The organism is Pseudomonas sp. AC211 (genome assembly GCF_979258055.1).
In genome coordinates this window covers 3,376,527-3,403,220 of record NZ_OZ409830.1, presented here as the reverse complement: position 1 = coordinate 3,403,220, position 26,694 = coordinate 3,376,527, and the positions used below count along the sequence as shown (strand labels likewise).

At 59.6% G+C, this 26,694-nt stretch carries 29 protein-coding genes, 1 tRNA gene and 10 pseudogenes; 22 read left to right on the top strand and 18 right to left on the bottom strand.

The genetic code is table 11. The annotated features are described in order from the left end of the window. The first annotated feature begins 44 nt into the window (after window positions 1-44). The 9 genes and pseudogenes from ACZZZP_RS16065 to ACZZZP_RS16025 all read left to right on the top strand — a co-directional run bounded on the left by ACZZZP_RS16065 (window position 45) and on the right by ACZZZP_RS16025 (window position 4,276). A complete protein-coding gene (locus ACZZZP_RS16065) occupies window positions 45-353 on the top strand; it encodes a class I SAM-dependent methyltransferase (RefSeq protein ID WP_463536703.1) in 309 nt (102 codons plus the stop codon). After that, window positions 331-765, top strand: coding sequence for a methyltransferase domain-containing protein (locus ACZZZP_RS16060; protein WP_463536702.1), 435 nt, complete (start codon window positions 331-333; stop codon window positions 763-765). Before ACZZZP_RS16065 ends, ACZZZP_RS16060 begins: the two co-directional genes overlap by 23 nt. A 14-nt stretch (window positions 766-779) precedes the next feature. Further along, a pseudogene (locus ACZZZP_RS16055) lies at window positions 780-893 on the top strand (VOC family protein); the annotation flags it as partial. A gap of 56 nt (window positions 894-949) precedes the next feature. Next, window positions 950-1,081, top strand: a pseudogene (locus ACZZZP_RS16050) (VOC family protein); the annotation flags it as partial. A gap of 225 nt (window positions 1,082-1,306) precedes the next feature. Continuing rightward, window positions 1,307-2,146, top strand: a pseudogene (locus tag ACZZZP_RS16045) (aldo/keto reductase). 24 nt (window positions 2,147-2,170) lie between these two features. Next, window positions 2,171-2,620: pseudogene (locus ACZZZP_RS16040) on the top strand (CHASE2 domain-containing protein); the annotation flags it as partial. Then, window positions 2,619-3,359 (top strand): CHASE2 domain-containing protein, encoded by a 741-nt coding sequence (locus ACZZZP_RS16035; RefSeq protein WP_463536957.1) that lies wholly within the window; start codon window positions 2,619-2,621, stop codon window positions 3,357-3,359. The pseudogene ACZZZP_RS16040 and the gene ACZZZP_RS16035, both read left to right, overlap by 2 nt. An 82-nt stretch (window positions 3,360-3,441) precedes the next feature. Further along, window positions 3,442-4,014 carry an adenylate/guanylate cyclase domain-containing protein gene (locus ACZZZP_RS16030; RefSeq protein WP_463536701.1) on the top strand — a complete coding sequence of 191 codons (573 nt, stop codon included), beginning with the start codon at window positions 3,442-3,444 and terminating at the stop codon, window positions 4,012-4,014. Next, entirely contained in the window at window positions 3,992-4,276 is a 285-nt protein-coding gene (locus ACZZZP_RS16025) for a hypothetical protein (RefSeq protein ID WP_463536700.1), read from the top strand. The genes ACZZZP_RS16030 and ACZZZP_RS16025 overlap by 23 nt, the downstream gene beginning before the upstream one ends. A 12-nt stretch (window positions 4,277-4,288) precedes the next feature. On the opposite strand, the gene ACZZZP_RS16020 is transcribed toward ACZZZP_RS16025, so the two are convergent. Then, window positions 4,289-4,876, bottom strand: a complete 588-nt coding sequence (locus tag ACZZZP_RS16020) for an OmpA family protein (protein WP_463536699.1) — start codon at window positions 4,874-4,876, stop codon at window positions 4,289-4,291. An 8-nt stretch (window positions 4,877-4,884) separates the two neighbouring features. Next, window positions 4,885-5,121 (bottom strand): FecR domain-containing protein, encoded by a 237-nt coding sequence (locus tag ACZZZP_RS16015; RefSeq protein ID WP_463536698.1) that lies wholly within the window; start codon window positions 5,119-5,121, stop codon window positions 4,885-4,887. 483 nt (window positions 5,122-5,604) lie between these two features. Here ACZZZP_RS16015 and ACZZZP_RS16010 point away from each other — a divergent pair, with 483 nt between their 5' ends. Together ACZZZP_RS16010 and ACZZZP_RS16005 are read left to right on the top strand one after the other, a co-directional pair. After that, complete coding sequence (locus tag ACZZZP_RS16010) at window positions 5,605-6,315, top strand: GAF domain-containing protein (RefSeq protein WP_463536697.1); 711 nt, start codon at window positions 5,605-5,607, stop codon at window positions 6,313-6,315. Beyond that, a pseudogene (locus ACZZZP_RS16005) lies at window positions 6,312-7,600 on the top strand (HD-GYP domain-containing protein). Before ACZZZP_RS16010 ends, ACZZZP_RS16005 begins: the two are co-directional and overlap by 4 nt. On the opposite strand, the gene ACZZZP_RS16000 reads toward ACZZZP_RS16005, so the two are convergent. Continuing rightward, window positions 7,601-8,179, bottom strand: a complete 579-nt coding sequence (locus tag ACZZZP_RS16000; RefSeq protein ID WP_122493796.1) for a flavin reductase family protein — start codon at window positions 8,177-8,179, stop codon at window positions 7,601-7,603. Window positions 8,180-8,355: 176 nt separating this feature from the next. Between ACZZZP_RS16000 and parS the strand changes: the two genes are divergently transcribed. The 5 genes and pseudogenes from parS to ACZZZP_RS15975 form a co-directional block, all read left to right on the top strand. Further along, the gene (gene parS, locus ACZZZP_RS15995) at window positions 8,356-8,922 is read left to right on the top strand and encodes a type II RES/Xre toxin-antitoxin system antitoxin (RefSeq protein WP_463536696.1); all 567 of its coding nucleotides are present in this window, start codon (window positions 8,356-8,358) and stop codon (window positions 8,920-8,922) included. After that, a complete protein-coding gene (locus ACZZZP_RS15990) occupies window positions 8,922-9,275 on the top strand; it encodes an RES family NAD+ phosphorylase (protein WP_463536695.1) in 354 nt (117 codons plus the stop codon). The genes parS and ACZZZP_RS15990 overlap by 1 nt, the downstream gene beginning before the upstream one ends. Then, on the top strand, window positions 9,253-9,387 hold the full coding sequence (locus ACZZZP_RS15985) for a hypothetical protein (RefSeq protein WP_463536694.1): 135 nt from the start codon (window positions 9,253-9,255) through the stop codon (window positions 9,385-9,387). The genes ACZZZP_RS15990 and ACZZZP_RS15985 overlap by 23 nt, the downstream gene beginning before the upstream one ends. Window positions 9,388-9,542: 155 nt before the next feature. After that, window positions 9,543-10,052, top strand: coding sequence for a DUF4124 domain-containing protein (locus ACZZZP_RS15980; RefSeq protein ID WP_463536693.1), 510 nt, complete (start codon window positions 9,543-9,545; stop codon window positions 10,050-10,052). A gap of 53 nt (window positions 10,053-10,105) precedes the next feature. Continuing rightward, window positions 10,106-10,746, top strand: a pseudogene (locus ACZZZP_RS15975) (alpha/beta fold hydrolase); the annotation flags it as partial. Window positions 10,747-10,804: 58 nt separating this feature from the next. On the opposite strand, the gene ACZZZP_RS15970 reads toward ACZZZP_RS15975, so the two are convergent. Both ACZZZP_RS15970 and ACZZZP_RS15965 read right to left on the bottom strand, forming a co-directional pair. Further along, window positions 10,805-11,062 (bottom strand): DUF3077 domain-containing protein, encoded by a 258-nt coding sequence (locus tag ACZZZP_RS15970; RefSeq protein WP_463383427.1) that lies wholly within the window; start codon window positions 11,060-11,062, stop codon window positions 10,805-10,807. A 130-nt stretch (window positions 11,063-11,192) separates the two neighbouring features. Continuing rightward, window positions 11,193-11,645, bottom strand: coding sequence for a hypothetical protein (locus ACZZZP_RS15965; RefSeq protein ID WP_463536692.1), 453 nt, complete (start codon window positions 11,643-11,645; stop codon window positions 11,193-11,195). Between ACZZZP_RS15965 and ACZZZP_RS15960 the strand changes: the two genes are divergently transcribed. Further along, the gene (locus ACZZZP_RS15960) at window positions 11,640-12,494 is read left to right on the top strand and encodes a tetratricopeptide repeat protein (protein WP_463383425.1); all 855 of its coding nucleotides are present in this window, start codon (window positions 11,640-11,642) and stop codon (window positions 12,492-12,494) included. The two genes, ACZZZP_RS15965 and ACZZZP_RS15960, sit on opposite strands and share 6 nt — an antisense overlap. Window positions 12,495-12,500: 6 nt before the next feature. Continuing rightward, entirely contained in the window at window positions 12,501-12,782 is a 282-nt protein-coding gene (locus ACZZZP_RS15955) for a hypothetical protein (RefSeq protein WP_463536691.1), read from the top strand. 483 nt (window positions 12,783-13,265) lie between these two features. Here the strand turns inward: ACZZZP_RS15955 and ACZZZP_RS15950 are convergent, their stop codons facing one another. Then, window positions 13,266-13,508 (bottom strand): hypothetical protein, encoded by a 243-nt coding sequence (locus tag ACZZZP_RS15950; protein ID WP_463537000.1) that lies wholly within the window; start codon window positions 13,506-13,508, stop codon window positions 13,266-13,268. Between ACZZZP_RS15950 and ACZZZP_RS15945 the strand changes: the two genes are divergently transcribed. Next, window positions 13,495-13,584 carry a YceK/YidQ family lipoprotein gene (locus tag ACZZZP_RS15945; protein ID WP_463536690.1) on the top strand — a complete coding sequence of 30 codons (90 nt, stop codon included), beginning with the start codon at window positions 13,495-13,497 and terminating at the stop codon, window positions 13,582-13,584. The genes ACZZZP_RS15950 and ACZZZP_RS15945 overlap by 14 nt on opposite strands. Window positions 13,585-13,704: 120 nt before the next feature. Here ACZZZP_RS15945 and ACZZZP_RS15940 read toward each other — a convergent pair whose 3' ends face one another. The 5 genes and pseudogenes from ACZZZP_RS15940 to ACZZZP_RS15920 all read right to left on the bottom strand — a co-directional run bounded on the left by ACZZZP_RS15940 (window position 13,705) and on the right by ACZZZP_RS15920 (window position 17,311). Continuing rightward, window positions 13,705-13,929, bottom strand: a complete 225-nt coding sequence (locus ACZZZP_RS15940) for a response regulator (protein ID WP_463536689.1) — start codon at window positions 13,927-13,929, stop codon at window positions 13,705-13,707. Beyond that, the gene (locus tag ACZZZP_RS15935) at window positions 13,926-14,069 is read right to left on the bottom strand and encodes a hypothetical protein (protein ID WP_463536688.1); all 144 of its coding nucleotides are present in this window, start codon (window positions 14,067-14,069) and stop codon (window positions 13,926-13,928) included. Before ACZZZP_RS15935 ends, ACZZZP_RS15940 begins: the two co-directional genes overlap by 4 nt. Before the next feature lie 86 nt (window positions 14,070-14,155). Next, window positions 14,156-15,543 (bottom strand): annotated as a pseudogene (locus tag ACZZZP_RS15930) (ATPase domain-containing protein). A 249-nt stretch (window positions 15,544-15,792) separates the two neighbouring features. Beyond that, a complete protein-coding gene (locus ACZZZP_RS15925) occupies window positions 15,793-16,239 on the bottom strand; it encodes an acetyltransferase (RefSeq protein ID WP_463383420.1) in 447 nt (148 codons plus the stop codon). A 67-nt stretch (window positions 16,240-16,306) separates the two neighbouring features. After that, the gene (locus tag ACZZZP_RS15920) at window positions 16,307-17,311 is read right to left on the bottom strand and encodes a UV damage endonuclease UvsE (protein ID WP_463536687.1); all 1,005 of its coding nucleotides are present in this window, start codon (window positions 17,309-17,311) and stop codon (window positions 16,307-16,309) included. Window positions 17,312-17,513: 202 nt separating this feature from the next. On the opposite strand from ACZZZP_RS15920, the pseudogene ACZZZP_RS15915 reads away from it, so the two are divergent. Beyond that, window positions 17,514-18,664, top strand: a pseudogene (locus ACZZZP_RS15915) ((R)-mandelonitrile lyase). 3 nt (window positions 18,665-18,667) lie between these two features. Here ACZZZP_RS15915 and ACZZZP_RS15910 read toward each other — a convergent pair. Continuing rightward, complete coding sequence (locus tag ACZZZP_RS15910; RefSeq protein ID WP_463536686.1) at window positions 18,668-19,561, bottom strand: LysR family transcriptional regulator; 894 nt, start codon at window positions 19,559-19,561, stop codon at window positions 18,668-18,670. Between the two features lie 136 nt (window positions 19,562-19,697). On the opposite strand from ACZZZP_RS15910, the pseudogene ACZZZP_RS15905 reads away from it, so the two are divergent. Both ACZZZP_RS15905 and ACZZZP_RS15900 read left to right on the top strand, forming a co-directional pair. Continuing rightward, window positions 19,698-20,704, top strand: a pseudogene (locus ACZZZP_RS15905) (GlxA family transcriptional regulator). A gap of 67 nt (window positions 20,705-20,771) precedes the next feature. Beyond that, window positions 20,772-21,077 (top strand): hypothetical protein, encoded by a 306-nt coding sequence (locus ACZZZP_RS15900; RefSeq protein ID WP_463383415.1) that lies wholly within the window; start codon window positions 20,772-20,774, stop codon window positions 21,075-21,077. Window positions 21,078-21,472: 395 nt separating this feature from the next. Here ACZZZP_RS15900 and ACZZZP_RS15895 read toward each other — a convergent pair whose 3' ends face one another. The 6 genes and pseudogenes from ACZZZP_RS15895 to ACZZZP_RS15870 form a co-directional block, all read right to left on the bottom strand. Continuing rightward, complete coding sequence (locus ACZZZP_RS15895) at window positions 21,473-22,045, bottom strand: MAE_28990/MAE_18760 family HEPN-like nuclease (RefSeq protein WP_463536685.1); 573 nt, start codon at window positions 22,043-22,045, stop codon at window positions 21,473-21,475. Continuing rightward, on the bottom strand, window positions 21,990-23,153 hold the full coding sequence (locus ACZZZP_RS15890; RefSeq protein ID WP_463536684.1) for a GmrSD restriction endonuclease domain-containing protein: 1,164 nt from the start codon (window positions 23,151-23,153) through the stop codon (window positions 21,990-21,992). Before ACZZZP_RS15890 ends, ACZZZP_RS15895 begins: the two co-directional genes overlap by 56 nt. Window positions 23,154-23,295: 142 nt before the next feature. Further along, window positions 23,296-23,369, bottom strand: a tRNA-Gly gene (locus tag ACZZZP_RS15885). Window positions 23,370-23,469: 100 nt separating this feature from the next. Next, window positions 23,470-24,342: an alpha/beta fold hydrolase gene (locus tag ACZZZP_RS15880; protein ID WP_463383412.1), complete on the bottom strand. Its 873-nt coding sequence runs from the start codon at window positions 24,340-24,342 to the stop codon at window positions 23,470-23,472. Between the two features lie 418 nt (window positions 24,343-24,760). After that, window positions 24,761-25,453, bottom strand: a complete 693-nt coding sequence (locus ACZZZP_RS15875) for a murein L,D-transpeptidase catalytic domain family protein (RefSeq protein ID WP_463384730.1) — start codon at window positions 25,451-25,453, stop codon at window positions 24,761-24,763. A 93-nt stretch (window positions 25,454-25,546) separates the two neighbouring features. Further along, window positions 25,547-26,595, bottom strand: a pseudogene (locus tag ACZZZP_RS15870) (L,D-transpeptidase). Between the last annotated feature and the right edge of the window lie 99 nt (window positions 26,596-26,694).

Below are 26,694 nucleotides of genomic sequence, written 5' to 3'. Positions count from 1 at the left end.
AACGTTTCCGCGCGTGTTTTTTCTCTTTTTCTTCGAGCGCCACCATGCAACGCGATCATCGAGAACAGCTCAATTTCAGCTGGCAGGCCAACGCCGACGCCTGGACTGCCGCCGTGCGCGAACAACGCATTGAAAGCCGACGGCTGGTTACCGACGCCGCCATCGTGCGCGCCATTTTGGCCTGCGAGCCCAAGCGCGTGCTGGACATCGGCTGCGGCGAAGGCTGGTTGTGTCGCGGCTTGATGGCCCATGGCATCGAAGCCGTGGGCGTGGATGCTTCGGTGCCGCTGATCGAAACAGCGCGGGCCATTTGTTCCGGGCAATACCCGCGTGTGCGGTTACGCCGACCTTGAAGCGCAGGCGCCGCTGCTGGGCAAGTTCGATGTGCTGGTGTGCAACTTCGCCTTGCTCGACGAACCGCTGGCACCGGTGCTGAATGCCTTGCACAGCCTGATCGCACCGGGCGGCGTGTTGCTGATTCAAACCATCCACCTCGTGGAGTTCGCGGGCGAAGGGCAGTACCAGGACGGTTGGCGCGTCGAGCATTTCGAAGGGTTTGGCGAGGGCTTTGCCGAACCCATGCCGTGGTTCTTCCGCACCCTGGAGTCGTATGCGACGCTGCTGGCCGAAACAGACTGGCGCTTGCAGTGGCTGCAAGAGCCGCTGCATCCGGAAAGTGAACAACCCGGTGTCGCTGCTGCTCTTACTGAAATCCGGGCTCCGATCCTGAGCCCAGATAAGTCGAGCCCACGTCAACCGAGCTAGCCACGGATGCCTCCATGAATCTACTGCTTAACATCGACGTTCCCGACCTCGAAGCGGGTATCGCCTTTTACACCCAAGCGTTCGGCGTGCACCTCAAGCGCTACCTGTTCGACGGCCAGGTGGCGGAGCTGCCGGGTGGCCCCGCGCCGATCTACCTGCTCGCCAACCCTACCGGCAGCCAACCGTGCAAAGGCGCCGCGCGCCAGTACCAGCGCACTGGACGCCAGTGCACGTCGACATCGTGGTCGATGACCTGGCCGCCGCCTACGAACGCGCCATCGCCGCCGGGGCGAAAAACGAAACGCCGATCCGCCACGAAGCCTGGTGCAGCATCGCCACCTTTGCCGACCCGTTCGGCCATGGCTTCTGCCTGATGCAATGGAACGGCGACGGCTATGCCGAAGTGGAAAGCGCCGCTCCATCGCACTCCGCCTTGCAGGAGCCAGCTTGCTGGCGAAGCTGTTGGTTTCCAGGGATTGGCCAGCAAGCTGGCTCCTACGAAAAACAGAACAAAAAATTGGATAAGGAAATGGAACGCCCCATGCACACCGTTCAACTCGCCAACCAAACCCTTCCGGGCCATTGGCCACGGCACCTGGCGCATAAGCGAGCGCGCCAGCGAACACAAGGCCGAAGTGGACGCCCTGCGCCTGGGCGTGGAATTGGGCATGCGCCTGATCGACACCGCTGAAATGTACGGCGAAGGTGGCGCGGAAAACGTGGTGGGTGATGCCCTGCAAGGCATTCGCGATCAGGGTGTATCTGGCTCAGTAGAAGTGTACCCGCACAACGCCAGCACAAGCCGTGGTGCCATCGAAGCCTGCGAACGCAGCCTGAAGCGCCTGCGCACCGACACCCTCGACCTCTACTTACTGCACTGGCGCGGTCAGCACCCGCTGGAAGAAAACCGTCGAGGCATTCGAGCGTTTGCGTGAGCAAGCGCAAAATCCGCGACTGGGGCGTGGTCCAACTTCGACCTCTGACGACATGCTCGATCCGGATGCAACAGCGATTGCGCCGCCGCCAACCAAGTGCTCTACAGCCTGGAGCAACGTGGTGCCGGTTTTGATTTGCTGCCTTGGTGTCAGCAGCAGCACATGCCGCTCTATGGCCTATTGCCCGATTGGGCAGGGCGGCCGGATGTTGGCTGATGTGACGCTGAACCAGATCGCCGAGCGCCGTGGTGTCGGCGCGGCGCAGGTGGCCCTGGCCTGGCTGGTGCAGCAGGGCGGCGTGATGGCGATTCCCCAAAGCGGTGACGCCCAGCCACGTGCGCGCCAACGCCGCTGCCCTTGAGCTGACCCTGGACGCCGCCGACCTGCGCCTGCTTGACGGCGTGTTCCCGCCGCCGACGCGCAAGCAACCCCTGGCCATGGTGTAACGCCTAATGCTCTAGCGCCGAGGTGTGACGCTCAGCCTATTTAGTTGCGCAATTGCCGTAGCGCTCAGCGCGGCGGTGCTGGTGGACGGCGTCAAGCCGTTCGTGCAAAATCCGCCGTACAACGCCGTGTTCGACCAATACCAGCGCCGGCAGCCGCGCGCGTATAACAACGCGCCCGTGCGCATTATCGATATCGACGAAGCCAGCCTGGCGCGCCTGGGCCAATGGCCGTGGCCACGCACGCGGGTGGCCGAGTTGGTGACCAAGCTGCATGAGGCGGGCACGGCGGCGATTGTGTTCGACGTGCTGTTTGCCGAGCCGGACCGCACCTCGCCGGCGTCGCTGTTGAAAGACCAGAGCCTGGACGATGGGCTGATCAGCCAGCTGCAAGCCTTGCCCGATCACGATGCGCAACTGGCCAACGCGCTGACCGCTCGCAACGTGGTGCTCGGCTTTGCTACCGAGCGCCGCGGTGCTGGCGGTGAATTACTCCCTGAGCCGCTTTGGCCTGGTGACTGCCGGGCAACCGCCGCTGGCGTTTCTGCCCAGTTACGCCTCGGCCGTGCGCGCCTTGCCGACACTGGAACAAGCGGCGGCCGGTACGGGCGCGCTGACGTTCGAGCCCGACACCGACGGCGTGGTGCGCAAAGTGCCGCTGCTACTGGCGCTGGGCGAGCAAGTACGACCGTCGCTGGTGGCCGAAGCTTTGCGCGTGGCGCAGCGGGCGGGCATGTACCGAGTGCGGGCCGGCGAGGCGGGTATTGAACAAATCGACATCGGCCGCGTAAATCCCACCAACCGGCGCGGCGAATTCTGGGTGCACTTCACCGAGCCGCAAGCGGCGCGGACCATCCCCGTCTGGCAAGTGCTGGCCGGGCAGGCGCCAGAAGGTTTGGCCGGCAGCATTGCCCTGATCGGCACCTCCGCCCAGGGCCTGCAAGACCTGCGCTTCAGTCCATTGGGCGGCATCATTCCTGGCGTTGAAGTCCACGCGCAGGCGCTGGAGCAAATTCTCAGCGGCGAGTTTTTACAGCGGCCGGGCTGGGCGGTGGCGGTCGAAGCGCTGGTGCTGGTGCTCGTCGGCAGCGTGCTGGTGGCGCTGTTGGCGCTGCGCCTGCCCGCGCTGGTGGCGGCCGTGCCGGACGGCGCTGCTGATCGGCGCTGCAAACGGCGCCAGTTGGTACGCCTTCAGCGAGCATCGCGTGCTGCTTGATTTGTTCACTCCCTGGCATCGGTTTGGCAGCTGATTTACAGCGTGGCGAGCATCAGTCACCACGTCGCCAGTGAGCGGGAACATGCGCTGGGTGCGCGAGGCGTTTTCGCGTTACGTGTCGCCCAACCTGGTCATAACACTCTGGTGGATAACCTCGGCCAACTGGACGCTTGGTGGCAAGCGCCAGGTGTGCAGTTTTGTGTTCACCGACTACCTCACCGGTTTTACCGAAATGATGGAGCGGCAAAGCCCTGAAGCCGTGGTCAGCCTGCTCAACGATTACCTGGAAGAAGTGATCGGCATCGCCTTTCGCCACGACGGCACGCTCGACCGCATTGTTGGCGATGCCGTGGCCATTATGTTTTTCGGCGCCGCTGCCACAAGCCGACCATGCCCAGCGCGCGCTGAACTGCGCGCTGGAAATCGACCGCTTTGCGCAAGGTTATGTCTCGCAGCGCTGCAAGCGTGCGGCACCGCCTTCGGCCAAACCCGTATCGGCGTGCACAGCGGGGAAGTGGTGGTGGGCAATTTCGGTGGCTCAACCATTTTCGACTACCGCGCCCTGGGCGACCCGGTGAACACTCACCTCGCGCCTGGAAAGCCTCAACCAGCACCTCGGCACGCGGGTGTGTGTGTCGGCCGCCATTGCACGTAGCAATCCGCAGGTGCCGATGCGCGCGGTGGGCAAGGTGCAGCTCAAGGGTAAGTCGGCGGCGGTGGAGGTATTCGAGCCGTTAAGCACGGCGGACGAGGCGTATGACGCCGCCTACAAGCTGCTGATGGCCGGCGATGCCGGCGCGTTGGCGGTATCTGCAGCGCTGCATGAGCAGCGCCCGAACGATGGCTTGGTGCAGTTTCACCGGCAGCGGTTGCTGGCGGGAGAGCAGGGCGATGCGTTTGCCATGAACCGCAAGTGAGCTAGCGGACGATTATTTCCACGCGCCGATTGCGAGGTTCGGGGTGTCGTCCGGCGTTTTGATCAGCAAATTGCTTTCGCCGTGGGACGTGACCACCAACTCGATCACCTCGATGCGTTCCTTCTGGAACACCTCGGCAATGGCCGTGGCGCGCTTCAGGCCAATTTGCTCATTCCACTTGCTCTCGCCTTCGGTGTCGGTATGGCCGATCACCGACACCGCCGAGGGCCTGCGCTCGCGCAAGGTGCTGAGCACGCTCTGGAATTCGCCTTTCGACTCTTTGGTGAGGTTGGCCGCGCCGGAATCAAAGTACAGACGGAAGGTCACCGGCAGTGCCGGTTGCGCGCCGAGTGCGGCGGAGAAATCTAGCTGCACGCGTGGCGGCTCGACGGCAAAGGTGTTGACGGTTTTGCCATCGAGCGCCACGGCGTTGAGCTTTTTATCGACACGGGTGCTGCCGTTGGCCGTTTGCACGACGATGGCGCCGGTGGTGCCGTCGGGGCTTTCCATCAACACCACATAAGACTTCGACGTGGCACAGCCCGTGGCGCACAGGGCCAACAACAGAACGGCTAGGCCGCGAATCAGATACCCAGGCATGAACAGGCTCAGTCCACCTTCACCAGAAAATGGGTGCCGCGCACGCCGATGGTGCCGGTGGGGGTGTTGATCTCCACGGCTTCGGGTTTGAGCTTGGCGATCACACCCGAAATGTAATTGAGCGTGCCGTGGGTGATCTTCGCGCTGAGCTTGAGGTCTTGCTCACTGGGCTCGTACTGGAACGCATCGAAGCTCAGCTGGCTGTTCGGACCGAACGACATCAGCGTGTTGTCTTCCAGCGTCACGCCCAACGAGCCGTTGGCGCCGGTTTTGATCGAGCTGCCGACAAAACTGGCATTCCGACCTTGGCGGGCTGCGGCTTACCGTCGACAATGACGGCCGCTTCGCCCTCGGTTTTCATTACATACCCAATGGCTTTGCTAGCGACAGGTTGCGTCGACGGCTCGTCGGCGGCATGCAGCCATGACGAAAAAAACAGTGGCGCAAGCAAACCGCATAACCATAGGCTGGTTTTTTCTGGCACAAACATACTAGTCTCCCTTGATGACCCGAATTCTTGGGCTCAACACCCTCTGAGCAAGCTGGGTAAAACGGTGCGAAACGTGTGACGCCGTATTGTCGCTACTTATAAAAGCTGCGATCAACGTGATTTGCCAGTATTACGGCAAAAAGGAAATTTTAATAACGGGTTGCAGTATGACAACAGGATTTATCAGTTCAGATTTAAGAACTGGTCAGGTTGTTCTAACCGCGTTTTTCTTCTGCAGTTGCTGCCGATTCTGGCACTGACTTTTGGCCTCGCGCCGACCACTGTGCTGTGCCTGTCGGTGCTGGTGCTTTTGTGCACCTTGCCGCTGGCGCTCAACGGCATGGACAGCATCAACCGCACCATCGAACGCCTGGCCGAAGACACGCGCCTGATCCGCAATCTGGACTTCTCGGGCGAGCAGCCCAAAGCCTCGATGTTCCATGAGGTCGACAGCCTCAACCGCAACCATTCGAGCATGAAGGCCGCGTTGCAGCTGCAAACCCAAACCTTGCAGGAAACCCAAGCCAAGCTCGCCAGCCTGGTGGAAAACGGTTTGCTGCTGTCCTCCGAGCGCGACCGCGATGCGCTGCTCAAGCACATCCTGATGCAGGGCAAACTCATCTGTAACGCCCAAGCCGCGACCATGTACCTGAAAACCGAGAACGACACCCTGCGCTTTGCGTTGCGCTCGATGGACGACGACCTGCCGGCCAGCGAAATCGTGCTGCACGACCCGGTTAGCGGCCTGCCCAACGAGCGTCATGTGTCCACCTACACCGCGTTGCACAACAAGGCCGTGGTGATCGACGACGTGTATGCCGAAACCCGGTTCGACCTCAGCGGTACTCGCCATTTCGATGCCGAGTCGGGCTACCACACCGTGTCGATGCTCAGCGTGCCGTTGGCGCCGCGTCAGGGCGAAGTGATTGGCGTGCTGCGAACTTTATGAACGCGCTCGACCCGCTCACCGGCGAAGTGGTGGCGTTCTCGCCGCAAGTGCTCTCGTTTGTCGGCGCCTTGGCTTCCCAAGCGGCCATCGCCCTGGACAACCACAACTTAATCGACGCGCAGAAAGCGCTGATCGACGCCATGATCGAAATTCTCGCCGGCGCCATCGACGCCAAAAGCGCCTACACCGGCGCCCACTGCGAACGCGTGCCGGAGCTGGCGCTGATGCTGGCCGAAGAAGCCTGCAAGGTCAGCGAAGGGCCATTGGCCGATTTCAGCTTCAACTCGGCAGACGAATGGCGCGAATTCCGCATCGGCGCCTGGCTGCACGATTGCGGCAAGATCACCACGCCCGAACACGTGGTCGACAAAGCCACCAAACTGGAAACCATCTACAACCGCATCCACGAAGTACGCATGCGGTTTGAAGTGCTGCTGCGCGACGCCCATATCGCCTGCCTGGAAGCCATTCGCGATGGCGTTGACGAAGACGTCGCGCGTGCCGACTACCAGCGCGCCATGGCGCAGTTGCAAGACGACTTCGCCTACGTGGCTGAATGCAACATTGGCAGCGAGCTGATGGAGCCTGAGCGCATCGAGCGCTTGAATCAGATTGGCAAGCGGCTCTGGCTGCGCCACTTCGATGATCGACTGGGGTTGTCCGAAGGTGAATTGCACCGCGTCGAACACCTTGCAGTGGTGGAATTGCCGGCGCAGGAAGCGCTGCTGGCCGACAAGCCACAGCACATCTTCCCGCGCCTGGCGAGTCGCGAGTACGACCCCAAATACGGCTTCAAGGTCACGGTGCCCGAGCACCTGTACAACTACGGCGAGCTCTACAACCTGAGTGTCAGCCGCGGCACGTTGACGGCCGAAGAGCGCTACAAGATCAACGAACACATCATCCAGACCATCATGATGCTGGAAAACCTGCCGCTGCCCGCCAACCTCAAGCGCGTACCGAATACGCCGGCACCCACCACGAAACGCTGATGGGCACCGGATATCCGCGTCAATTGGACAAAGACAAACTGTCGATTCCGGCGCGCATCATGGCCATTGCCGACGTGTTCGAAGCGCTGACTGCCTCCGACCGCCCGTACAAGAAAGCCAAGACCTTGTCCGAATCGGTGCGCATCTTGGCCAACCTGCGCGACAAGGGGCATATCGATGCCGACCTGTTCGCCCTGTTCCTGCGCAGGGGCATGCCGCAGCGCTACGCCAAACGCTACTTGCAGGCGGAACAGATCGACGAAATCGACATCGCCGTTTTCCTACCTGCCTGATCAGTCGACCTTCACCACCCGCGAATCCCCCGTCAGATAAAACTGCCCGCCTGCCACATAGTGCAGGCTGCGCAGTTCGGGGTCGGCGTGTTCGAACTGCCAATGGCCATTGGCAAAGGCGCGAGTGTCAGCCCAGGCGCCTACCACCTCGGCAATAAACAAGTCATAGGTCTGCTCGTTGTGCGGCTCGGGAATTCGCCGGCAGGCCAGCCAGGCGGAGCAACCCGCCACGAACGGCAAGTCGTATCCCGCAAACTCCATTAATTGCACGCCGGCATGGGCGAGCTTGTCGGCGTCGTCGGCCAGGCTGTGGTTGCCCACCGTGTGGGTGAGCTGGGCTTGGGCGGCGGTGGGCACTTGAATCACAAACTCGCCGCTGCCTTCCACCAAGGCGCGGGTGCGCGTGGCTTTGTCGATGACTACCGTGAGCTTGGGCGGCGAAAAGTCCAAGGCGCAGGCCCAGGCGGCGGCCATTACGTTGGTCACGCCGGCATGGCGCGCCGACACCAGCACGGTGGGGCCGTGGTTGAGCAGGCGATAGGCTTTGGACAATTCCACCGGGGCGATACTGGCACTCATAGCGATACTCGCGGCTAACAGGGTAGGCCGGCGATAGTAACGGGGAGGGCGGCTCGATGTGAAAGCTCGGTTTTGCGGCAAGCGTCCTACCGGATGTTCAGCTGGGCATGCTGCGCTGTCGGGTGTACAGTCATTTGCATTATCTGCGTCAGTCAAATGACTGAAGGAGTGGCCCCATGGCTTCCCGTAAAAAACCTGCAACTGCCCCGGCAAAACACTCCGAAGCCGCTGAAAAACCCATCGCTGTTGCCGAAATGCCGGCCTATTACCACCACGCCGCGCCGGTCGCCATCTGGAATGTGCCGGCGGGCATCGTCTGGCCGGATGAGCCCAATGACTTTCCCGCCATCACCCGCCGCCTGCAAACCATGAGCGATGAGGTTCAGGTGGGCGTCATTCGCCACGGGCTGAGCGCGAATCTGGCTCGCAGCCTGGGGCAAACGTTTGATATCTCGGTGGGCGAGTTATCGAAGGTGCTGCTGGTCTCCGAGTCCACCCTCACTCGCAAGAGCCGCGACAACGCCTTGCTCGACCCGTCCACCACCGAGCGCGTGTTGCGCATCGCCGCCATTACGGCGCTGGCAATCGAGGTGTTCGAAGACGAAGCCAAAGCCACCGCCTGGATGAAGCGCGCAAACGTCGCTCTGGGCGGACAGGCACCGCTGTCGTTGTGCGACAACGACATCAGCGCCGCCCAGGTGCGTCGGGTATTGCGCGCGATTGAATACGGTGGCGTGGTCTGATGCGGGCATGGCGACTGTGCACCGCGAAATGGGCGCACAACCTCGACGGCATGGGCGCCGCCAAGGAAGGCGGGCGCTGGAACGAGCAAGACGTGCCGGCCATATACCTGGCCCTGGATTCGTCCACCTGCGTATTGGAAACCTTCGTTCACCAAAGCGGCCCACCGCAGATGCCGCTGGTGATGGTGGAGTTAGCGCTGCCCGACGACGCCAGTCTTTACATTCAGCCGGCCCTCAGCGACCTGCCGCCAGGCTGGGGACCGCCTACCTGCCGATGTACCGAGCCGCGCCTACGGCACCGAGTTTCTGCAACGGTCCGGCAAGTTCGGCTTGATCATTCCCTCGGTAGTTAACCCCTTGGCCAACAACCTGGTGCTTACCCCCAACCACCGTGCGCGGTTCGACATTGTCGTGGTCAGTACACACGCCTTTATCTATGACGCGCGGATGTTCAGCATTCAGTAACCGTGTTCACCAGAGGCCACTAATCGATTTTGGCGCCAAAAAAGTGGCCTATCGCACAAACCGGCAGACCCAACCCAAGCGGCCCTTGGCACGCCGGCATCGCGCTGACTACAGTGCGCCGAGCGCAGCCCTGCGCCATTAAAAGGATTTAATTCATGCTCGGTCGCCGTCTACTTCCCTTTCTCCTGCTCGGTTGCGTGCTGCCGCTTCAGGCTCAGGTGTACACCTGGGTCGACGCCAACGGCCAGAAGCACTTCGGCAACCAACCGCCGCCCACCCAAGCCGTGCAGGAAGTCAAAATCAACCAAGGCTACGTCAGCGACGGCCCGCCCCCGGCACCCGCTGAATCGACGAGCGAAGGCAGCGCCTCTGGTAGCGACAAGTCCACGAGTTCGGCCGATGAAAAAATGTGCAGCGAAGCCATGCGCTGGACCGCCATCGACTTGCCCAACCTCAAAGACATCGCCCGCGAACGCAAGCAAGCCGGCACGCTCACCACCGCGCAGTACAACCAAGTGGTCGACGCGATGGATCAGGCCAAAGGCGAAATTACTCTGAAAAACTGCCTGGCCAGTAAGGGCGCCGACCGAAAGCGCTATGAATGTTTGTTCGGCGGCGCCGGCGTCATGGTGTGCTCCGGCGCGTTGGAAAATGCGTTGAAATAACGCTGGCTCACGCACGGCTTGGTCTGGTTGAAAGCCGAGGTGTTCGACGCACTTCGGTTCCGGCTGGCGGCTACGACAAGAAGACTCAGGCGGGCGATATTCGTGGCGTACTGACAGCGCTGAAAATTGACCACGCCGTGATCGTCGGCCACGACATTGGCACCATGGTCGCTTACGCCTACGCCGCCCGTTATCCGCAACAAACCGACCGCCTGGTAGCGATGGATGCGCCCGTGCCCGGCATTGCGCCGTGGGATGAAATTGTCCGCTCGCCGATGCTCTGGCACTTCGACTTCGGCGGCCCCGACGCCGAGCGCTTGGTCGCCGGCCGCGAGCGTATTTACCTCGACCGCTTCTGGAACGAGTTCGCTGGCGACCCGAAAAAAGTCGACGAAGCCACCCGCCAGCACTACGCCAACCTCTACGCACGCCCGGGCGCCATGCACGCCGCCTTCGCCCAGTTCCAGTCGATTCGCCAGGACGCTGTCGACAACAAAGCCAGCAACGCACGCGCCTGCCCATGCCGGTGCTGGCCATCGGCGGGGAGAAATCGTTCGGCGCCAATGAAGCCATCGTCATGCGAAACGCGGCCGACCAGGTGACCGAATTGGTGATACCCGGCGCCGGCCACTGGCTGATGGAAGAAGCGCCGGGCCCCACCACCAAAGCTATTCGCGACTTCATTAGTGACTAAAACGCACGCGCAAAAAAGCGGGCCAGCGCATGCCGGCCCGCTTGTTCAGTTGCGCCCTTCAGGCCAGCGAGCAGTCCTTCTTACAGGCATGCACCACCGCCCGGGCCATTTCGCTCAGGTACTGCAAACTGTTGCGCGCCGATCCGCTCTTGGTAGTGGCGTCGCACACCACCAAATGTTCGATGCAGTCCAGCATGACAGCTGCCTGTTCAAGCGCGTCTTCAACCGGAATGCCGGGGTTCACCGAAAACAGCGGTCGGCCTTCGGTGGGGGAGAAGTGGGTTTGGGTGGTTACGTTGGTTGTCGAAGTGCTCATGGATTCCGTTCTCTCTAAGGATTTCTGGAAAGGCTCGGCGCGTTAAATCTCATTTCTCGCTGCCGAACAGCCACTACCTTGCCCGGCAGTTGAAGCGCCGGGCATAGTGCGTTGGCATGACTAAACGTGGTCATGTAAGATGATTTTGCACTATTAATTGTGCATGTAAAGGATGTTTAGCTTGAAAAACAGTGCTTCTGAAGTTTCCTGCGTCAAAAGTGCAGGTGATCGCCTCCGTGAAGAGCGAACGCGGCTTGGCGCTAACCAAGAAGACTTCGCCGACATAGGCGGGTGAATCGCGTAACACCAGGGCGCTTACGAGAAAAATGACCGTAGCCCTGACCTCAGATATATGGCCGCGCTCGCTGAGCAAGGTTTGGATGTGCTGTACGTAGTAACCGGAACTCGAACCTTGGCCGCGGTTAACGGCTTGGATGACGTCGAGCTCCAATTGGTAGATGCGTTCAGGGCTTTGTCCGAGCCTGAGCGAGCACTGATTGCCCGCATGGTGGCTGCGTTCGCTGCCGCCAAAGGTGCCGGAAGCGCCTAAAGCAGAAAACCGAAAAGGACCTTCCCCATGCAAGACGCCACCCCGACCCCTGTGGTCGTTACCTTGCCAAATAGCACCTTCGCTGAACGCTTTACGCCGCTGCGCGCCACCTTGCTCGACCCCGAGGGCGTTTTCAGCGGTTCGCAAATGCATGCCGACCTCACCGCACTCATTCCGCTAGCCAAAGCCCAGGGCGAAAATTCCGCCGAGCTCGCTGAGCTCTATGCCTCGCTGGCGCTGCTACAGGGCAAGCGCGATGAGTGGCAAGAGCAGCGCAGCTTCGGCCTGCAAGCGTTGGCGATTCAGCAGCGCAACCCCGTGCTGCCGCCCGACGAGGTGCTGGCGCTGCATTACAGTTTGTCCATGGGCGCTGCCGAGCTGGAGCTGACCGAAGAAGTGATCGAACACCTTCGCGCCGCCATTGCCCTGATTCCCCAAGACCGCAGCCTGGACGTGCGTCAGCAGTTCGGCTTACGTCAGGAGCTGGGTTACTGGCTGCACATTCATGGCGAGTACGCTGCTGCGCTGGCCTATAACCAGCAACTGTTGGCCGATGCTGAAGCCACGTTCGGTGCCGACGAAGCCGAGCTCACCGGCATGCTCACCAACCTGGCGCAAAACGCGTACGAGCTAAAAGACCTGGCGCAGAGCGAGGCGTACCTACAGCGCGTGGTGAGCCTGTCGCGCCAACACGACAAGCTCGATATCGAGCTCGATGGGCTGTTTCAACTCGGCGTACTGGCCCATGAACAGGGCGACAACGCCCAGGCCCTGGCCTATTTCCAGCAACGCGTAGAACTAGCTAAAACGGCAGACGACGACTACCTGCTCGAACGCGCCGAGCAAGACCTCGCCGAGTTTCACCAGCGCGCGAAGCAGTAAAAAAGCATGAGCGAAACCCTCGAACTCCCTGACATTGCGAACACCTCCGGCAACCCCATGCGAACCGTGCCGCCGCAAGCGCGAGGCGGCAGCTGGGGCGCGTTTGTGTTCGGTGGCGTATGGGCGTTAAGCAACGGCGTGTGGTTTGGCGCGCTGAGCTTTCTGGCCTTTATGGCGCCGTTTATGGTGCAGCGGTACACCGCGCTCAATACCTTGGCCACGCTGCTGGGCGTCGGCGTGTGGCTGTACATCACCGCACGCGGCCGCACCTTTGGCGTGGCGGCATAAACGCTGGGCCAGCTACGCGCATTTTCATGCCGTGCAGCGCAGGTGGTCGAAGGTGGCGAAGGTGGTTTTTGGCGTGACGCTGGTGCTGGAGCACGGCGTTTGCCGTGGCGTTTTGGCTGATGCGGAGCGTGGCGCTCACCGCGATGAAGGGGTAGGTAAGCTGAGCGAGGCTTGCATCTTGTCGCATTCGTCTTCTGCAGCGAGTCTCCGTTTTTCAGCGAGATACGCCGCTACCATTTTCGGGCTGTTCAGGTACCGCCAGGGGCTGCAGGGCTTGGTTTTGACAGGGTCCACTTCAATGATGGGCATGTCCCTAACGTCGAATGATGCCTTGCTCATGTGCGTCGCCTCTCAAGTTGGATGGCCGAAATTTGTTCAAGCCAGACGGTACAGCGGGTGTGGAAACTGTCGGTGCGGAGAAGGAAATAATAAGGCGTGCATTGAGGCGAGCTAGCTTACCGTTCTCTGTACGGTCGGGCGGTTTCAGTTCTGGCTTGAGGGCTTTTCCATGAAATGCGTGTTTTGGCGCCTGCGCCATTTAGCAATAGCGGCTGTCATCGCAGCAGCACCCGGCTGCGCCACCGTGAGCGAAACATTCAATGAGAACGCGCATGCGGCGCCCATCCCTATTGTGGAACGGCCACTGAAATTGAGTATTTGAAGGGGGCTGACCGATGGCAACGCCGGGCCGCTGGCCGCGTTTATTCCGCTGGTGGTTATCGACATTCCGTTGTGCCTGGTCGCCGACACGCTGTTTCTGCCTTACACCGTATTCAATGGTCCCGCGCCGCCGCGCCCATAGTGGAGCGCATGGCGGGCGATGTACTGGAGGCTTACACAGATTTAAACAGTCCCCCCCCCCCAAGCGGGAGAGGGGTGCCCGAAGGGGCGGGAGAGGGGCTTTGCTTGCAGGCGAAACGACTCAGACGGGCATCTTGAGCACAGCTTTGACCTTGTCGATCACCTTCAGAATGTCGAAGGGCTTTTCCAGCACGTCGATAAACAGGTCCGGTCGACCCACGCCTAGATGAGCCTGCGCACCGCTCATTAAAATCATGGGCGTGTTCGCGTGGGTTTCCCGTTTGCGCACCGCTTCTGCGAATTCGATGCCGGTCATGCCCGGCATCATAAAGTCGGTGATGATCAATCCGGGCGTTCGCGGTCGAGAATTTCCAGGGCTTTCTGACCACGACCTGCTGTCACGGTGAGGATGCCCTCGTCTTCGAGCGCGTAGCTCAAAATGTCCGCGATCAAATATTCGTCGTCGAGAATCAACACCGTCTTCATAGCGCCCCTGCTGCTTTGCAGAGCACTTGGAAAACAGGCAGGAACGTCGTTGTCCCCGTCGTTGATTGTGTCGCCCAGCGCATGCTTCAGACCTTCTTCACTGATATACCAGGAGTTCCGATGACGACTTCCATCAACGACGGGTCATAAGCGCTATCTCTTATTTTCAGAATCGATAGTTGGCGCTGAAGTTCAGAACCATTTTGCTCAAACCGACGAGGAGCAGGTTGTCGACGATGCTTGAGAGGTCGGGCGCCGGGGCGTCGATCTGGCTGCCGAGCAAACTCTGGATTTCCCAGGTGGCCAGCACGGTCACGCCGCGGGAGCGAAGTTCAGCCATTAAGGCCGAATAGAAATCTTGCACCCGTGAACGGTCGGCCGATACGCGCGCCATGCCGCCCAGGCTGTCGATGAATACGCGCTTGATGCCGTGCTTCTCGACGGTATCGAGCAAGGCGTAACCCAAGCGATCGATCAGGCCGGCAGTGGTCGAGTTCCACATCACATGGAGTGCGCCACTGGCTTCCATGGCTTTGAAATCATGACCCAAAGCCGCAGCTTTAAGGCGCAGGCGCTGTGGCGACTCGTAGAAGCCGAAGTACAGGCCAGGTTCCTGCTCCGTGCACTCGCCAATGAACTCGATGCCAATGGAAGTTTTGCCAGCGCCCGCAGGGCCGGCCACCAGGGTCACGGAAGAGCCTGCCAGACCGCCGCCGATAAACTCGTCGAGCGACTCGATGCCGCTGCTGACGCGCACCAGGTAATCGCTGTCGGGGCGCGAGGGACGATTGAAAAGCTTTCAAAGCGCGGGTACACAATGAGGCCGTCGTCGGTAATTTCGAATTCATGCACACCCGGTAGCGCGCCGCTGCCTCGCGTTTTTCGCAGTTTGATGCGGCGTACGGTTCGCGGCCCGATGGCTTTCTTCGCCGATCTCAATTACGCCATCAACCATGGTGTGTTCCGGGCTGCCGTCTTCCAACTGGGAACTGGTCAAAAACAAAACGGTGCAGCCGGCAAATGCGGCGTGCCCTTGGAGTTCGGAAATAAACTTTTTCGTGTCGATGGGCGATTCCGCGCGCGAGCGAGCGTTAAGCAGTCCGTCGAGAATCATGACGGTGGCTTTCTGCCGACTGATCTCACGGCGCAACAGCTTCACCACTTCTTCCAACCCTTCGTTTTCCAGGGTGTCGAAAGCGCTGACAAATTGAATGTTTTCGCCGATCTGTGTCTTGTCGAAAAAGCTCAGGGTCGACAAGAAATGAAACAGCCGGTCATGCGGCTCTGCGAGCAGGGTGGCGAACAGTACGCGGCCGCCATTGTTCACGTGATTAAAGCCAAGTTGGTTTGCCAGGATCGTTTTGCCCGACCCTGGCCGCCCTTGAATAATGTACGACGCGCCCGCAACAAAGCCGCCCTTCAACAGCGTATCCAGGCCGGCGATTCCACTTTTGAGGCGTTTTAACTGATCCAAACCTAAGCCCTCTGCTGATCTCAACCAGCTTCGAAAGATGCGCGTGCAACGTAGTTGTATGAGGCGCGCATTGTTGCCGGTTTGAGCGCGTATTCCTAGTCGTTAACCTTGATCAAACGCAGAGGCGGCCAGGCGCGTCACGAGCCATCGGTAGAGATTGGAAGTGCCAGAACGTTCAATGCCAATCATCCGTGCTTTGAAAAAATGTGACCGTGTCGCAGCTGGCGCTGCCGCTTCCTTGGCAAGACTCTAATTCCCGGCATGCGAATACTGCAGGTGCAGCAGCGGATAAGCACGTCCCTGACCATCCAGCGGCGAGCGGCCGAACACCGTGAAACCCAGGCGTTGATAGAAACCGACCGCTTGCTCGTTCTGCTCGTTGACGTCCGTGCTCATCGACCCGCACAGGGTCAGTCCATGCTCAACCAACAGCCGACCCACGCCCTGACCACGATGGGCCGGGTCGATAAACAAGGCCTCCATGTGGCTGCCATCAAGCAGCATAAAACCCAGCGCACGGTCGGACTGATCCACCGCCAACAACAGCGGCGCTGCGGGCAGAAATGCGCGCACGTCGGCTTCGATGGCGATGCGGTCGGCAGGGGTCAAAAAATGGTGAGTGGCATCGACAGCGTTGCACCAGATGTCGACAACGCGCTCGCTATCGCGAGCGTGAGAGGGGCGGATTGTAAGCATGAGTTTTAACGTGTAGTTGGGGTGTGAATCGGGAGTAAGCGCTCAACCTCTGGAGGTCTGGCTGTAATCATAAAACGCCAGCGATGCCAGGTTCTTGTTTTTGGCTTCGAGCATGATGTCGAAGCGGGTCGAGAAACTGCAGGGCGTAATCGTTGGTCCAGCGGTTCCACATCATGTCGCTGTGGGCATACAGGTCGCGCTTGGACACTACCTTCAGCAGCTCCGCCATTTCCAGTTTCTGCTCGGCACCGAACCCGAGGGCCTGCAAGCTTTCCGGCGGCTGCGAGTAGTGCATGGTAGGGCGCAGCCCGCGCCAGCTTTCGACCACGCGTTGCACCCTGGGGTCGTCCGGGGCGATGTACTCGTTCTCGTGAATCCAGCAGTGGTGGATGTCCAACACCACGGGCGCCAGGTCGGCCATTTTCAGGCAGTCATCCAGCCCATAGGTCTTTTTCATCGTTTTCAAAGGTGATGCAATTGCGCGCCACTCAGACAGCCGCGCCCACACTGCGCGCGTGCCCTCAACGCCCAGGCGCCCGGCGATATGGACGTTGCACTTGAGGTCTTGGAAGCGCTGACCGTAGCCCATCATTCGAATCATGTCGGCGTGGTATTCGAATTCCGCCACGCTGTTTTCAACCACACCGGGGTTCTCCGAACCCAGCACGCAGTACTGGCCGGGGTGAAACGACAAACGAATATTCGCCGCGCGCGCCGCCGTGCCAATGGCGGCAAAGCCATCGACCAGTTGCTGCGCGATGGCCGGATCCTGATAAAAGCCATGCACTTTCGGGTGGCTATAAAACGGCAGCAAATCGCTGCTCAACCGCAGCATGCGCAGCGGCAGCGGCAGCTCGGCCACGTACGCCAGCAAGCGCAGCTGCGCGGCCAGGTTATGCAGCACCACCTCCAGCAATTTTTCCCGCGCCACGTGCGGCTCTACGCTTTCCATCCAGCGCAAGGTGGTGGTGCGTGGGTTGTATGGCGTTTCCACCAGCTTCAATGCCGCCGCCGACAACTCGCGGTCGGGGTGTTTGTATTGGCAGGCGAAACCGATTCGTGGGTGGGTCATAGCGAGGCCTGGCGATAAAGGGCATTTAGGGTGCGCAGCTTATACACAGTTAGGTTTGTCGCGTGGCTGGGGTTCACTAATTCTGCGAGGCCTCAGGGCGTATTTATGTGCATGAGTTATGACTGCATTGTTCTGGGTGCGATTTATTGAATAACTCTCGCGCGCTACCGTGGCTGCTCGCTTACCCGTGGAGCATCGCCTGATGAACAGAACCCTTTTAGGCCTCGCCGTGTGCGTGGCCAGCCCGTTCTGTAGAAACAGCAGCAGGCGCGGGCGAGATTAGCGCCGCGCAGCACATCAGCCGGGCCGGTGAGCAGGCCGCCGTCAAAGGCCCGGATGACTTCTTTACCGGTCCCGTGCGCGTCGAGCCCTTGTTTGCAGCCGACAACGACATTGAAGTTTCCGGCGCCTACGTCACTTTCGAGCCGGGCTCGCGCTCGGCCTGGCATACCCATCCGGCTGGGCAACGCTTGGTGGTGACGTCAGGCATTGGCCTTACCAGGAATGGGGCAAGCCGGTTCAGCAGATTCATCCAGGCGATGTGGTGGTGTGTCCGCCCGGCGTCAAGCATTGGCACGGCGCAGCGTCTTCCTCGCCCATGACCCATCTGGCACTCACCGGCACGGTGGATGGCAAAGCGGTGGACTGGATGGAAAAGGTCTCGGACGAGCAATACCAAGCCGGCCAAGCCCACGCGCTCGACCCGAGGCAACACCTGCAGCCACCTCGCAAACGCTGTCGGCTAAACAGCAAGCCATTCCGCTAATGGCGGCGGCCGTGGCGGCGAGCGATATGCCCGCACTCGACGCTGCACTGAACCAAGGCCTGGATGCTGGCCTGACCGTCAGCGAAGCCAAGGAAATTCTGGTGCAGCTCTACGCCTACAGCGGCTTCCCGCGCAGCCTCAACGCCCTGGGGCAACTGATGAAAGTGCTCGATGCCCGCAAGCAGCGGGGCATCACCGACGTTCCTGGCCGTGAACCGAGTCGAGCAGCGCCCACCGGCAATGCCTTGCTCGCCGCCGGTACGGCAAACCAGACACACATTGCCGGCGCGCCCGTGCAGGGTCCGCTGTTCGATTTCGCCCCGGCGATCAATCAGTTCCTGCAAACGCATTTGTTCGGCGATCTGTTCGAGCGCGACAACCTCGACTGGCAAAGCCGTGAGCTGGCAACCGTCGGCGCACTCGCCGCCACGCCTGGGGCCGAGTTGCAACTGCGCGCGCATATGGCAGCGAGCGTGCGGGTTGGCTTGACCGTTGCGCAGCTGCAACAGGTGGCGCAGGTGTTGGCCGACCACCACGACGCCGACGCGGCGCAACGTGCGCGCGATGCCTTGGCGGCAACGCGCTAGGCGTTACGCCGAATAACGCAGGGCCTCGCGCAGCAGGGTAAACGCGGGCGAGGCCTGGCGGCGGCTGGGGTAATAAAGGTGATAGCCGGAGTAGGGCGTGCACCAGTCGGCCAGCACCTGAACCAGGCGGCCGGCTTCGATATGCGGCCGAACGATGTCTTCGGGCATAAACGTCAGGCCCAACCCTTGCAGCGCCGCGTCCAGCCGCAAGGCGATGGTGTTAAACACCAGTTGCCCTTCAACCCGCACTTTCAGTGCCTGGCCCTTCTTCGAAAACTCCCACGGGAAGATGCCGCCGCAGGTCGGCAGCCGCATGTTGATGCAGTTGTGCTGCATCAAATCACGCGGCACTTTCGGGCGAGCATGGCGGCTGAAATAGTCGGGTGAGCCAACAACCGCAAAGCGAAAATCGGGACCGATGCGCACCGCAACCATGTCTTTGGCCACCTGCTCGCCGATGCGCACGCCAGCGTCGTAGCCTTCGGCAACAATGTCGGTAAGGCCGTAATCGACGATGATCTCGATGTTCAGATCCGGATGGTCCGGCAGCAATTTCGCCAGCATCGGTTGCAGCACCGTGTTGGCCGCATGCTCGCCTGCGGTAATGCGTAATGTGCCGGCCGGCTTGTCGCGAAATTCGCTGAGCAGCGCGAGCTCGTCATTGATCTCTTCAAACCGTGGCGCCACCACCTGCAACAAATGCTCACCCGCTTCAGTGGGCGACACACTGCGCGTGGTGCGCGCCAACAAGCGCACGCCCAAGCGCTCTTCCAACTGGCGCATGGCCCGACTCAGCGCCGGCTGCGACATACCCAACTTGGCCGCCGCACGGGTAAAACTGCGCTCCTGCGCCACCACCGCAAACAGCGCGATCTGGTCGTAGCTCTCAGTGGTCATTTATCTATTCCCGCTATGAGTTGCCGCCGATTATGCCAGCTGTGCGCAACAGAGCTGCCCGCATGTCGTTTGTAGGAATGGGCGCCGCCGCGACTGGGCGACCATAGGCAAAGGCACGACCAACGAGGCACCTGGCATGCAACGTCGAACCTTCAGTGACGTGATGAAAAACAAAACTACCGTTACCTCGACGACGAGAAAACGCCCGCGAGCAAGCAAACGCGCGTCGGGTTTCTGCTACTCGAACACTTCTCCCTGCCGGCCTTCACCCAAGCCCTGGATAGCCTGGTGACCGCCAACCTGCTGCAAAGCGGCCTCTTCGCCGTGCGCCATTTCAGCCTCGACGGCAATAAGTCATCAGCGACCTGGGCCTCGTCGGTCGCCCAGACGCCATCTTCAACCACGCCAGCCTGAGCGCCCTCGACCTGCTGGTGGTCTGCGGCGGCTACCGCACCGCCTTGCACGCCAGCGCCGACTTGAACCGCCTATTAAAAGACGCCGCCGCCCTGAACATTCCCCTCGGCGGCCTATGGAACGGCGCCTGGTTTCTCGGCAACGCCGGCTTGCTCAACGGCTACCGCTGCGCCATTCACCCCGAACACCGCTCCGCCCTGGCCGAAGTCGCGAAACGAGCCGAAGTCACCAGCGAGCCCTACGTCATCGACCGCGACCGCCTAACTGCCTCATCCGCCTCGGGCGCGCCAACGCTGATTCTTGAATGGATCAAACAACTGCACACCCGCGCGTTGGTCGACGGCATCGAAGACATCCTCGCCTTCGAAGCCTCCCGCTATCGTCGGGTCAACCCCAAATCCCTACTGAAAATCAGCGACCCCACCCGCGAAGTGGTGCAGCTAATGGAAGCCAACCTGGAAGAACTGCTCGAACTCGACCAACTCGCCGACTACGTCGGCCGCTCCCGCCGCCAAGTCGAACGCCTGTTCCGCGAGCAACTCGGCACCACGCCACAGCGCTACTACCTTGAACTGCGCATCACCGAAGCGCGGCGGCTGTTGCAACACACCAAGCTGTCGGCTGCCGAGGTGGCGCTGGCGTGTGGGTTTGTGACGGGGAGTCATTTCCAGCCGGTGTTACAGCTCGTATTACGGGTATCGGCCTTCTAAGGAGAAGCGGTTGGTGTGAAGCAAATTCGAGGATCTAGCGCATATAATCCGCGGGTGTTTACATGGTTTTGTCAGGGATGTCAGACATGGAAAGTACATCAGCTATCAAGCGACCCGAGGCTAGCTTTGGGTTTGCACTGAAGTTTGCTTTGAAGTTTTTCGGATTGACGCTGTTGTTGAGCATTATTCCGCTGCTCTTCGTAAACCTGCCGCTCGCCATATTCCTTATCGATTTCGAAAAAATTTCCGTTTTGCTGATTCCCGTTGCGAACGTTGTCGCTTTCCTCGTTTGCGCGGCGCTAGCGGCGAAACTCATTTTCGCTTGGGGCGTGAATGGCTGTGAGTTCAACATCGCGAAAGCGAGTGAAAAGGGCAGCACTCAAACCGAGTAGCCGAATGGCTCGGTCGAAGTCGGAAACGCGAGAAACAAAAAGCCCCGCATCAGCGGTGCTTTTTTGTATTTCGAATACTAGAGCGGGTGAAGCGGAAACAAAAAGACCGTATTTGTTAAGCGACTCTAAACTAGAGCCGTTTAATAAATCTGCCCCTTTGTTGACGATTATGTTAAACGCTAAAACCAACCCGGTCCGGTGGCGAGTAGCTTGCCCCGGCCTGTCATAGGGAAGGGCGATTTGCAGTTGGGAAACCTCAGGCTTATTAATTGAACGGCGGATACAAGGTGCCTAATTACTTCTTCGCTCTCTGCTGGGGTCAATTGGCTCTGTAGGTTTGAAGCATCACATGGTTTTCCAACGCGTCGCCGAATGCTCTCATCAGCCCTATGGAGTCATTTGCTAATCTCATCCAGATCGTCCAACGCCACCAAAGTATTTTCACCATGGGCAATAGCATTCCTACGCTTAAGAAGTACTACATCTATGAAGGTCGATTTTTCGGCAAACCACTTAGGCGATAAACCGCAGACTAAACAAATGTCTGAGAAAACCTCAAAATTCAGGTTGGCTTTTGTATTGATTAAGTCTTCATTTACGCGGCTGAAGCGATGATCCGCAGAGTTTAAAATCTGATCAATTAAGGCACTTCGTTCTTCCATATTAGTTTTCGATGTGGAAAGGGAGGCCAGCCGCGGTAGGAAATAGTTCGTGAAGAATTGCTTATTAAGCTCGACGTATTGGAATTTTCGCAACGCGACATGCTCTAGGTACTTCTTTGCAGAAAACTTGACGTAGCCTTCCCAGTGGGCATAACAGATTGTAATCAAAGCTCTTAGAAGCACTGTTCTTAAACCCGCGTCACCGCGTCTGATTGCCGTTTTTAAGTCAGAGATTTCTTTAATACGCCAGTTACGGTCCTCTGTTATTTGCTCGGAGAAGTTCGCCTCGGAATAAGGTTTGCTCATGGGCGGAACCAAACCTCTCCAAATGGCACGGTGCGTTGGATACGGACTGTGCCGCGTAGGCCCGGCGAAGTGAACGCCGCGGTTTCGGGTTGTGTCCAAAAGCCTCCATTTTCCGTCTGACGAACTGTTTGGAGCCATCTGGGCCAAGAGCAAGGATGGCGGACAGATTTTTAGCGACGCCTACCGCTATCCCTTCGAGGCCAACCAGTCCGATTTTCCCGCCGTGTGTTCCATTCTGAAAGCGCCGAAGCGCATCACTTCCCGCAACGTCGCTGAGAATTTGAAATGTCTGGCTGATGATCGACGCAGCGCTTGCTGGATTGCCGCTAAGTGAAAGGTTAACGATCCCTTCGTCGATATACTCCTCGACGTCCAAGCGTCCATCGTACGGTACATGCGTATGAACCAAAAACCGCACTGCCATTTCCATGTGTCTCTGTTTTTCGACCTGTTCATCGTTGACAGAAATCACGTTCCTAAAAGCTGGCTCGTCCGCTGCAGTTTTCACCGAACGGAAGTAGTCACCGTTGATCATCAACATTATGCAGTTTCGGAGTTCTTGTGCGTTTGCTTGAGTGCCGCCGGCATTCAGCCGTTGAAACAAGTCGTACTTGGTCTGGTCGTCGCTGGGACGTTTCAAAATTTCGACACTCAGGCGAGCTCGGCGAATCGCGAGCTGTTGCGTTTTATCGAGCGGCCTTTGGTCTGTTTCCGGAAGGTCGATCAGCTCTGAAGTCTCCCAAACTACATTATGTAGTGAGGGCAAATATTTAGTGGCTTCTAGTACCGATGGGGGTTGAAGCCCATGATCTGGGTGGCGTAAGCGTCCCATGAACTCAAGGATCGACGACATTCGCTGTAGGCCATCTATAAGCTCCCACGCTCCATCATCTCTCTCAAATACGAAGATAGATGGGAGGGGTATTCCGAGCAACAATGATTCGATCAGCTTTGACTTTTGCCCGATGTCCCATCGGAAGAGCCGCTGAAAGTCTGGATCGATGATGATCTCCCGCTCGTCATACATGCTGACGATTTCACCAATCGACATTTGGTAAGCGTCAGTTCGGACTAGGCGTTGAGCGTTCAGTATCTCTGCGGTAAGCATCTGTTAATTCCATTTATTGACGGGTTAACCGAGATTATCATCTCACTCTGCTTCGAAGCGAAGCGGCGACTAAATTCGGCACAATCAAAGCTGTAACCAAAAAAGGCCCGTAAGCAATTGCTCTACGGGCCTTCTAATTATCTGGAGCGGGTGAAGGGAATCGAACCCTCGTTATCAGCTTGGGAAGCTGGAGTAATGCCATTATACGACACCCGCTTTTGCGGGGGACTTTGTACCAGAAGCCGCCTAGGAAATGAAGCCCGCCGCGATAAACAGGGCGATGTTTTTCGCGGTGGGCGGGCTTTTCCTACGTGGGTTACACGGCGATGGCGGTCGTGACCTCGTACGTCGGGACGCGGCGTTGTTGGCCGGTTTGCAGGAAGCCGAGCATGGCGGTTTGGGTTTGTTGCCAGGCGCCTTTGTGTTCCATGTCGAGGAAATGACCGGCGTTGGTCACGGTGGTGAATTGGCAGTCGTTGAGGTGATTGCCGAACAGGCGCGCATCGGCGGCGGTGGTGTATTCGTCGCGCTCGCCGTTGATGAATAGCAGCGGCGTGTCGATGCTGTGCAGGCAGGCCATTTGGCAATGCGTGTCCAGGTGCAGCACTTTGTGGATGTGCGCGTACATCTGCCGGTATTCGTGGTCGTGCAGGTTGCTGATGTGCCGGTGGTTGTAGCGTTTGAACAGCGAGGGCAGGTGTTTGCCGATGGTTTCGTTGACCAGGTGCCCCATGTTCTCGCGGTCCATGGTGTGCAGGTAGAACAGGCCTTTTTCGAGGTAGTCGAGCATCGGCTCGTTCAGCAGCGGCGAGAAGGAGTTGATCACTGCTTTCTCGATACGTTTGGGCCGCTGCGCCAGGGCCAGCAGCGCGGCCACGCCGCCCCAGGAGAAGGACGACACGTAGTCGGCGTGGAAGTGTTCGATCAGCTCGAGCAGAATTTCGGCTTCGTCTTCTTTGCTGATGGGGTGCGCGTGGGCGTTGTGCGCTTTCGATTGGCCGGCGTAGGGCTGGTCGTAGCAGACGACGTTGAATTGCGGCGTCAGGTATTTGAGCGTGTGCGCGAACGAGGCGGTGGTGGCCAACGAGCCATTAACCAGGATGACGGTTTTACGCGCCGCCGGGTTGGCGTAGTACTCGGTGTGTACGTTGTGGCTGTTTGCATGAACGACGGCGGTTTCTGGCCTCATGTCGTTTTCCTCCTTGGCGCAAGGTGGTGCTCCGGTAAGCGGGGTAGCCGCTAAAAAGAGCCGTGTTGGGCAGACAGCAAAACGCCTGGACATGACAACTGAATGTCAGCCATGAAAATAAGTAAGTTATTGTTTTTAAAGCGGTTAGGATCGAACAACACAGCTGCTGCACGGCGCGGGGAGCGCGTGCGAGAAGGCGGGGTGAACCAGGCAGGAATCCAATTGACGCAGGGCGTCAGTAACCGGGGACGTGCTTAGATGGTCGTGGTGACTGATAAGTCACGCTCTGACCTTGTGACTCGATTTAAGCAGCCACCGTTTACCACTGCAAGCGCACGGCGGGGCTTTTTTGGAAATTAAACGGCTGTGGCACGGGCTGTCCGATGAGTGACCGGTTTCGCCTGCCGGTCACGCGCATTCACTTTTGTACGACGGCCAGGGTTTCGCCGGTGCTGGGGCAGCTTTGCGCGCCGAGGTAGCGCGAGGTGTCGAGCCATTTTTTCTGCGGGTAGTAGGCGAATACGTAGCTGCCGGTTTTCAGGGTGTCGATCAGTTTGCCGGCAATGGCTGGGCGCACGGCGGGGCAGCCCTGGCTGCGACCGAGACGGCCCAGACCGGGCACCACTTTCGGGTCGGCGTAGGCAGCGGCATGCATGACGATGGCGCGCGATTGGCTGTTGTCGTTGAAGCCCGGTTCCAGGCCGACCAGGCGCAACGAGCGGCCGTGTTTGCCGCTGTAGGTGACGCCGGTTTGGTACAGGCCGATAGAGCTTTGGTAGCTGTTGGGCACGTTGGAAAACGAGGTGGCCAAGTCGGCGCCGCTGTTTTTGCCGTGGGCGACCCATTCCTCGAACAGCAGCTTTTTATGCTTCAGGTCGAACACCCATAGGCGCTTGTCGCGTGAGGGTTTGGAGTAGTCGATGACGGTCAGCAGTTTGTCCGGGTCGGTCTGGCTGGCGCACTGGTAGGCGGTGAGCGCGAGCTTTAGCGCGCTCAGGCTGGCGCTGGGCGCGAGTCGCTGGAGGTCGGTGGCGCTGGGCAAGGTTTGCGCCTGGGCAGCGAAACCGCTGGTGAGTGCGAGCAGGCCGATAACGCCCGCGCAGCGCTGAATAGCGCGTCCCCAAAGAAGTCGAGTGAACAATCAAATGGCCCTGTTTGAGTTCGAGTGCGGGCGCATTGTGCACAAATGATCGAAGCCTTCCGATCATTTTTTGACCAGCGGTTACGGGCTTTTTCGGCTTCGGTGGTGATCACGGTGAAGTTGCCGTTGTTGCGCGTTTGCGAGGTGGAGGCCAAATCGGTGATCACCAGCGTGCTGCCGATGTCCATGGCGGCGTGCAGGTTTTTGAGGAACTGCGGGTCGACGCTGAGCGAGCCCAGTTGGTCGCGCGGAGAGTTGCCGTATTCCGGATTGGTCACTTGCACAGCCGACCAATGCAGCGGCTGTGGCGGTAGCAGTTCGTTGGTGGAGGGTTTTTCCAGCAGCGAGAAAACCGCCATGCCACGGTGTTGCTCGTTACTGTCTAGCGACAACACCGGCGCGCTGCCCACCAATTGGCCGCCGCGGAATACATAAGCGCGCAGGTCCGCGCGGCTGATCAATACCGACAGCGGCCCGGCGCTGACGCCAGGGTCATTCCAGAACGTGTCGCCACTCAACACGGCGGTCGCCACCGGTTTGCCGGCGCTCACGGTCGGCGCCAGCAAGCCGGGGTGATACACCTCGACCGGCGCGCTGTGGGCGTCGGAAACAATCACGGTGGTGGAGCTGAAACCGGTGGTTTCGAACAGCTTTTTGGCGAACTCCATGGGCAGGCGCACGCAGCCGTGGGAGGCCGGATAGCCCGGCAAATGGCCTGCGTGCAACGCCACGCCGTCCCACGTCAGGCGCTGCATATACGGCATGGGCGCGTCGTTGTAGAGGTCGGATTTATGCTCGACGCTTTTCTGCAAAATGCTGAATACACCGGTTGGCGTTTCGCGGCCTTTCTTGCCGCTGCTGACCGTGCTGACGCCGATGGCGATGCCGTTTCTGTACACGTAGGCGCGTTGTTCGGTGAGGCTGACCACTACCGTCACCGGGCCTTGCGGTGATACCTGCGGGTACCAGAGAAACTGGCCCGGCTTGAGATCTTGCAGCTGCTGGCGCAGGTCTTGCGCGGACGGCAACGGGGCCAAGGTGGCCGGCGGGGTAACGGCGCCGGTAAGCGAAATGACAACGAGCGAACCCACGAGCAACTTCAGCGCCTTCATCACGGCCCTCCAGAACGACTGCATGGGTTTTGAGCGAGTAGTAGCGACTTTAGTCCCGAAATTTTTTGGCTGCTTGGGTGGAGGGGTTAGGTTAGGGCG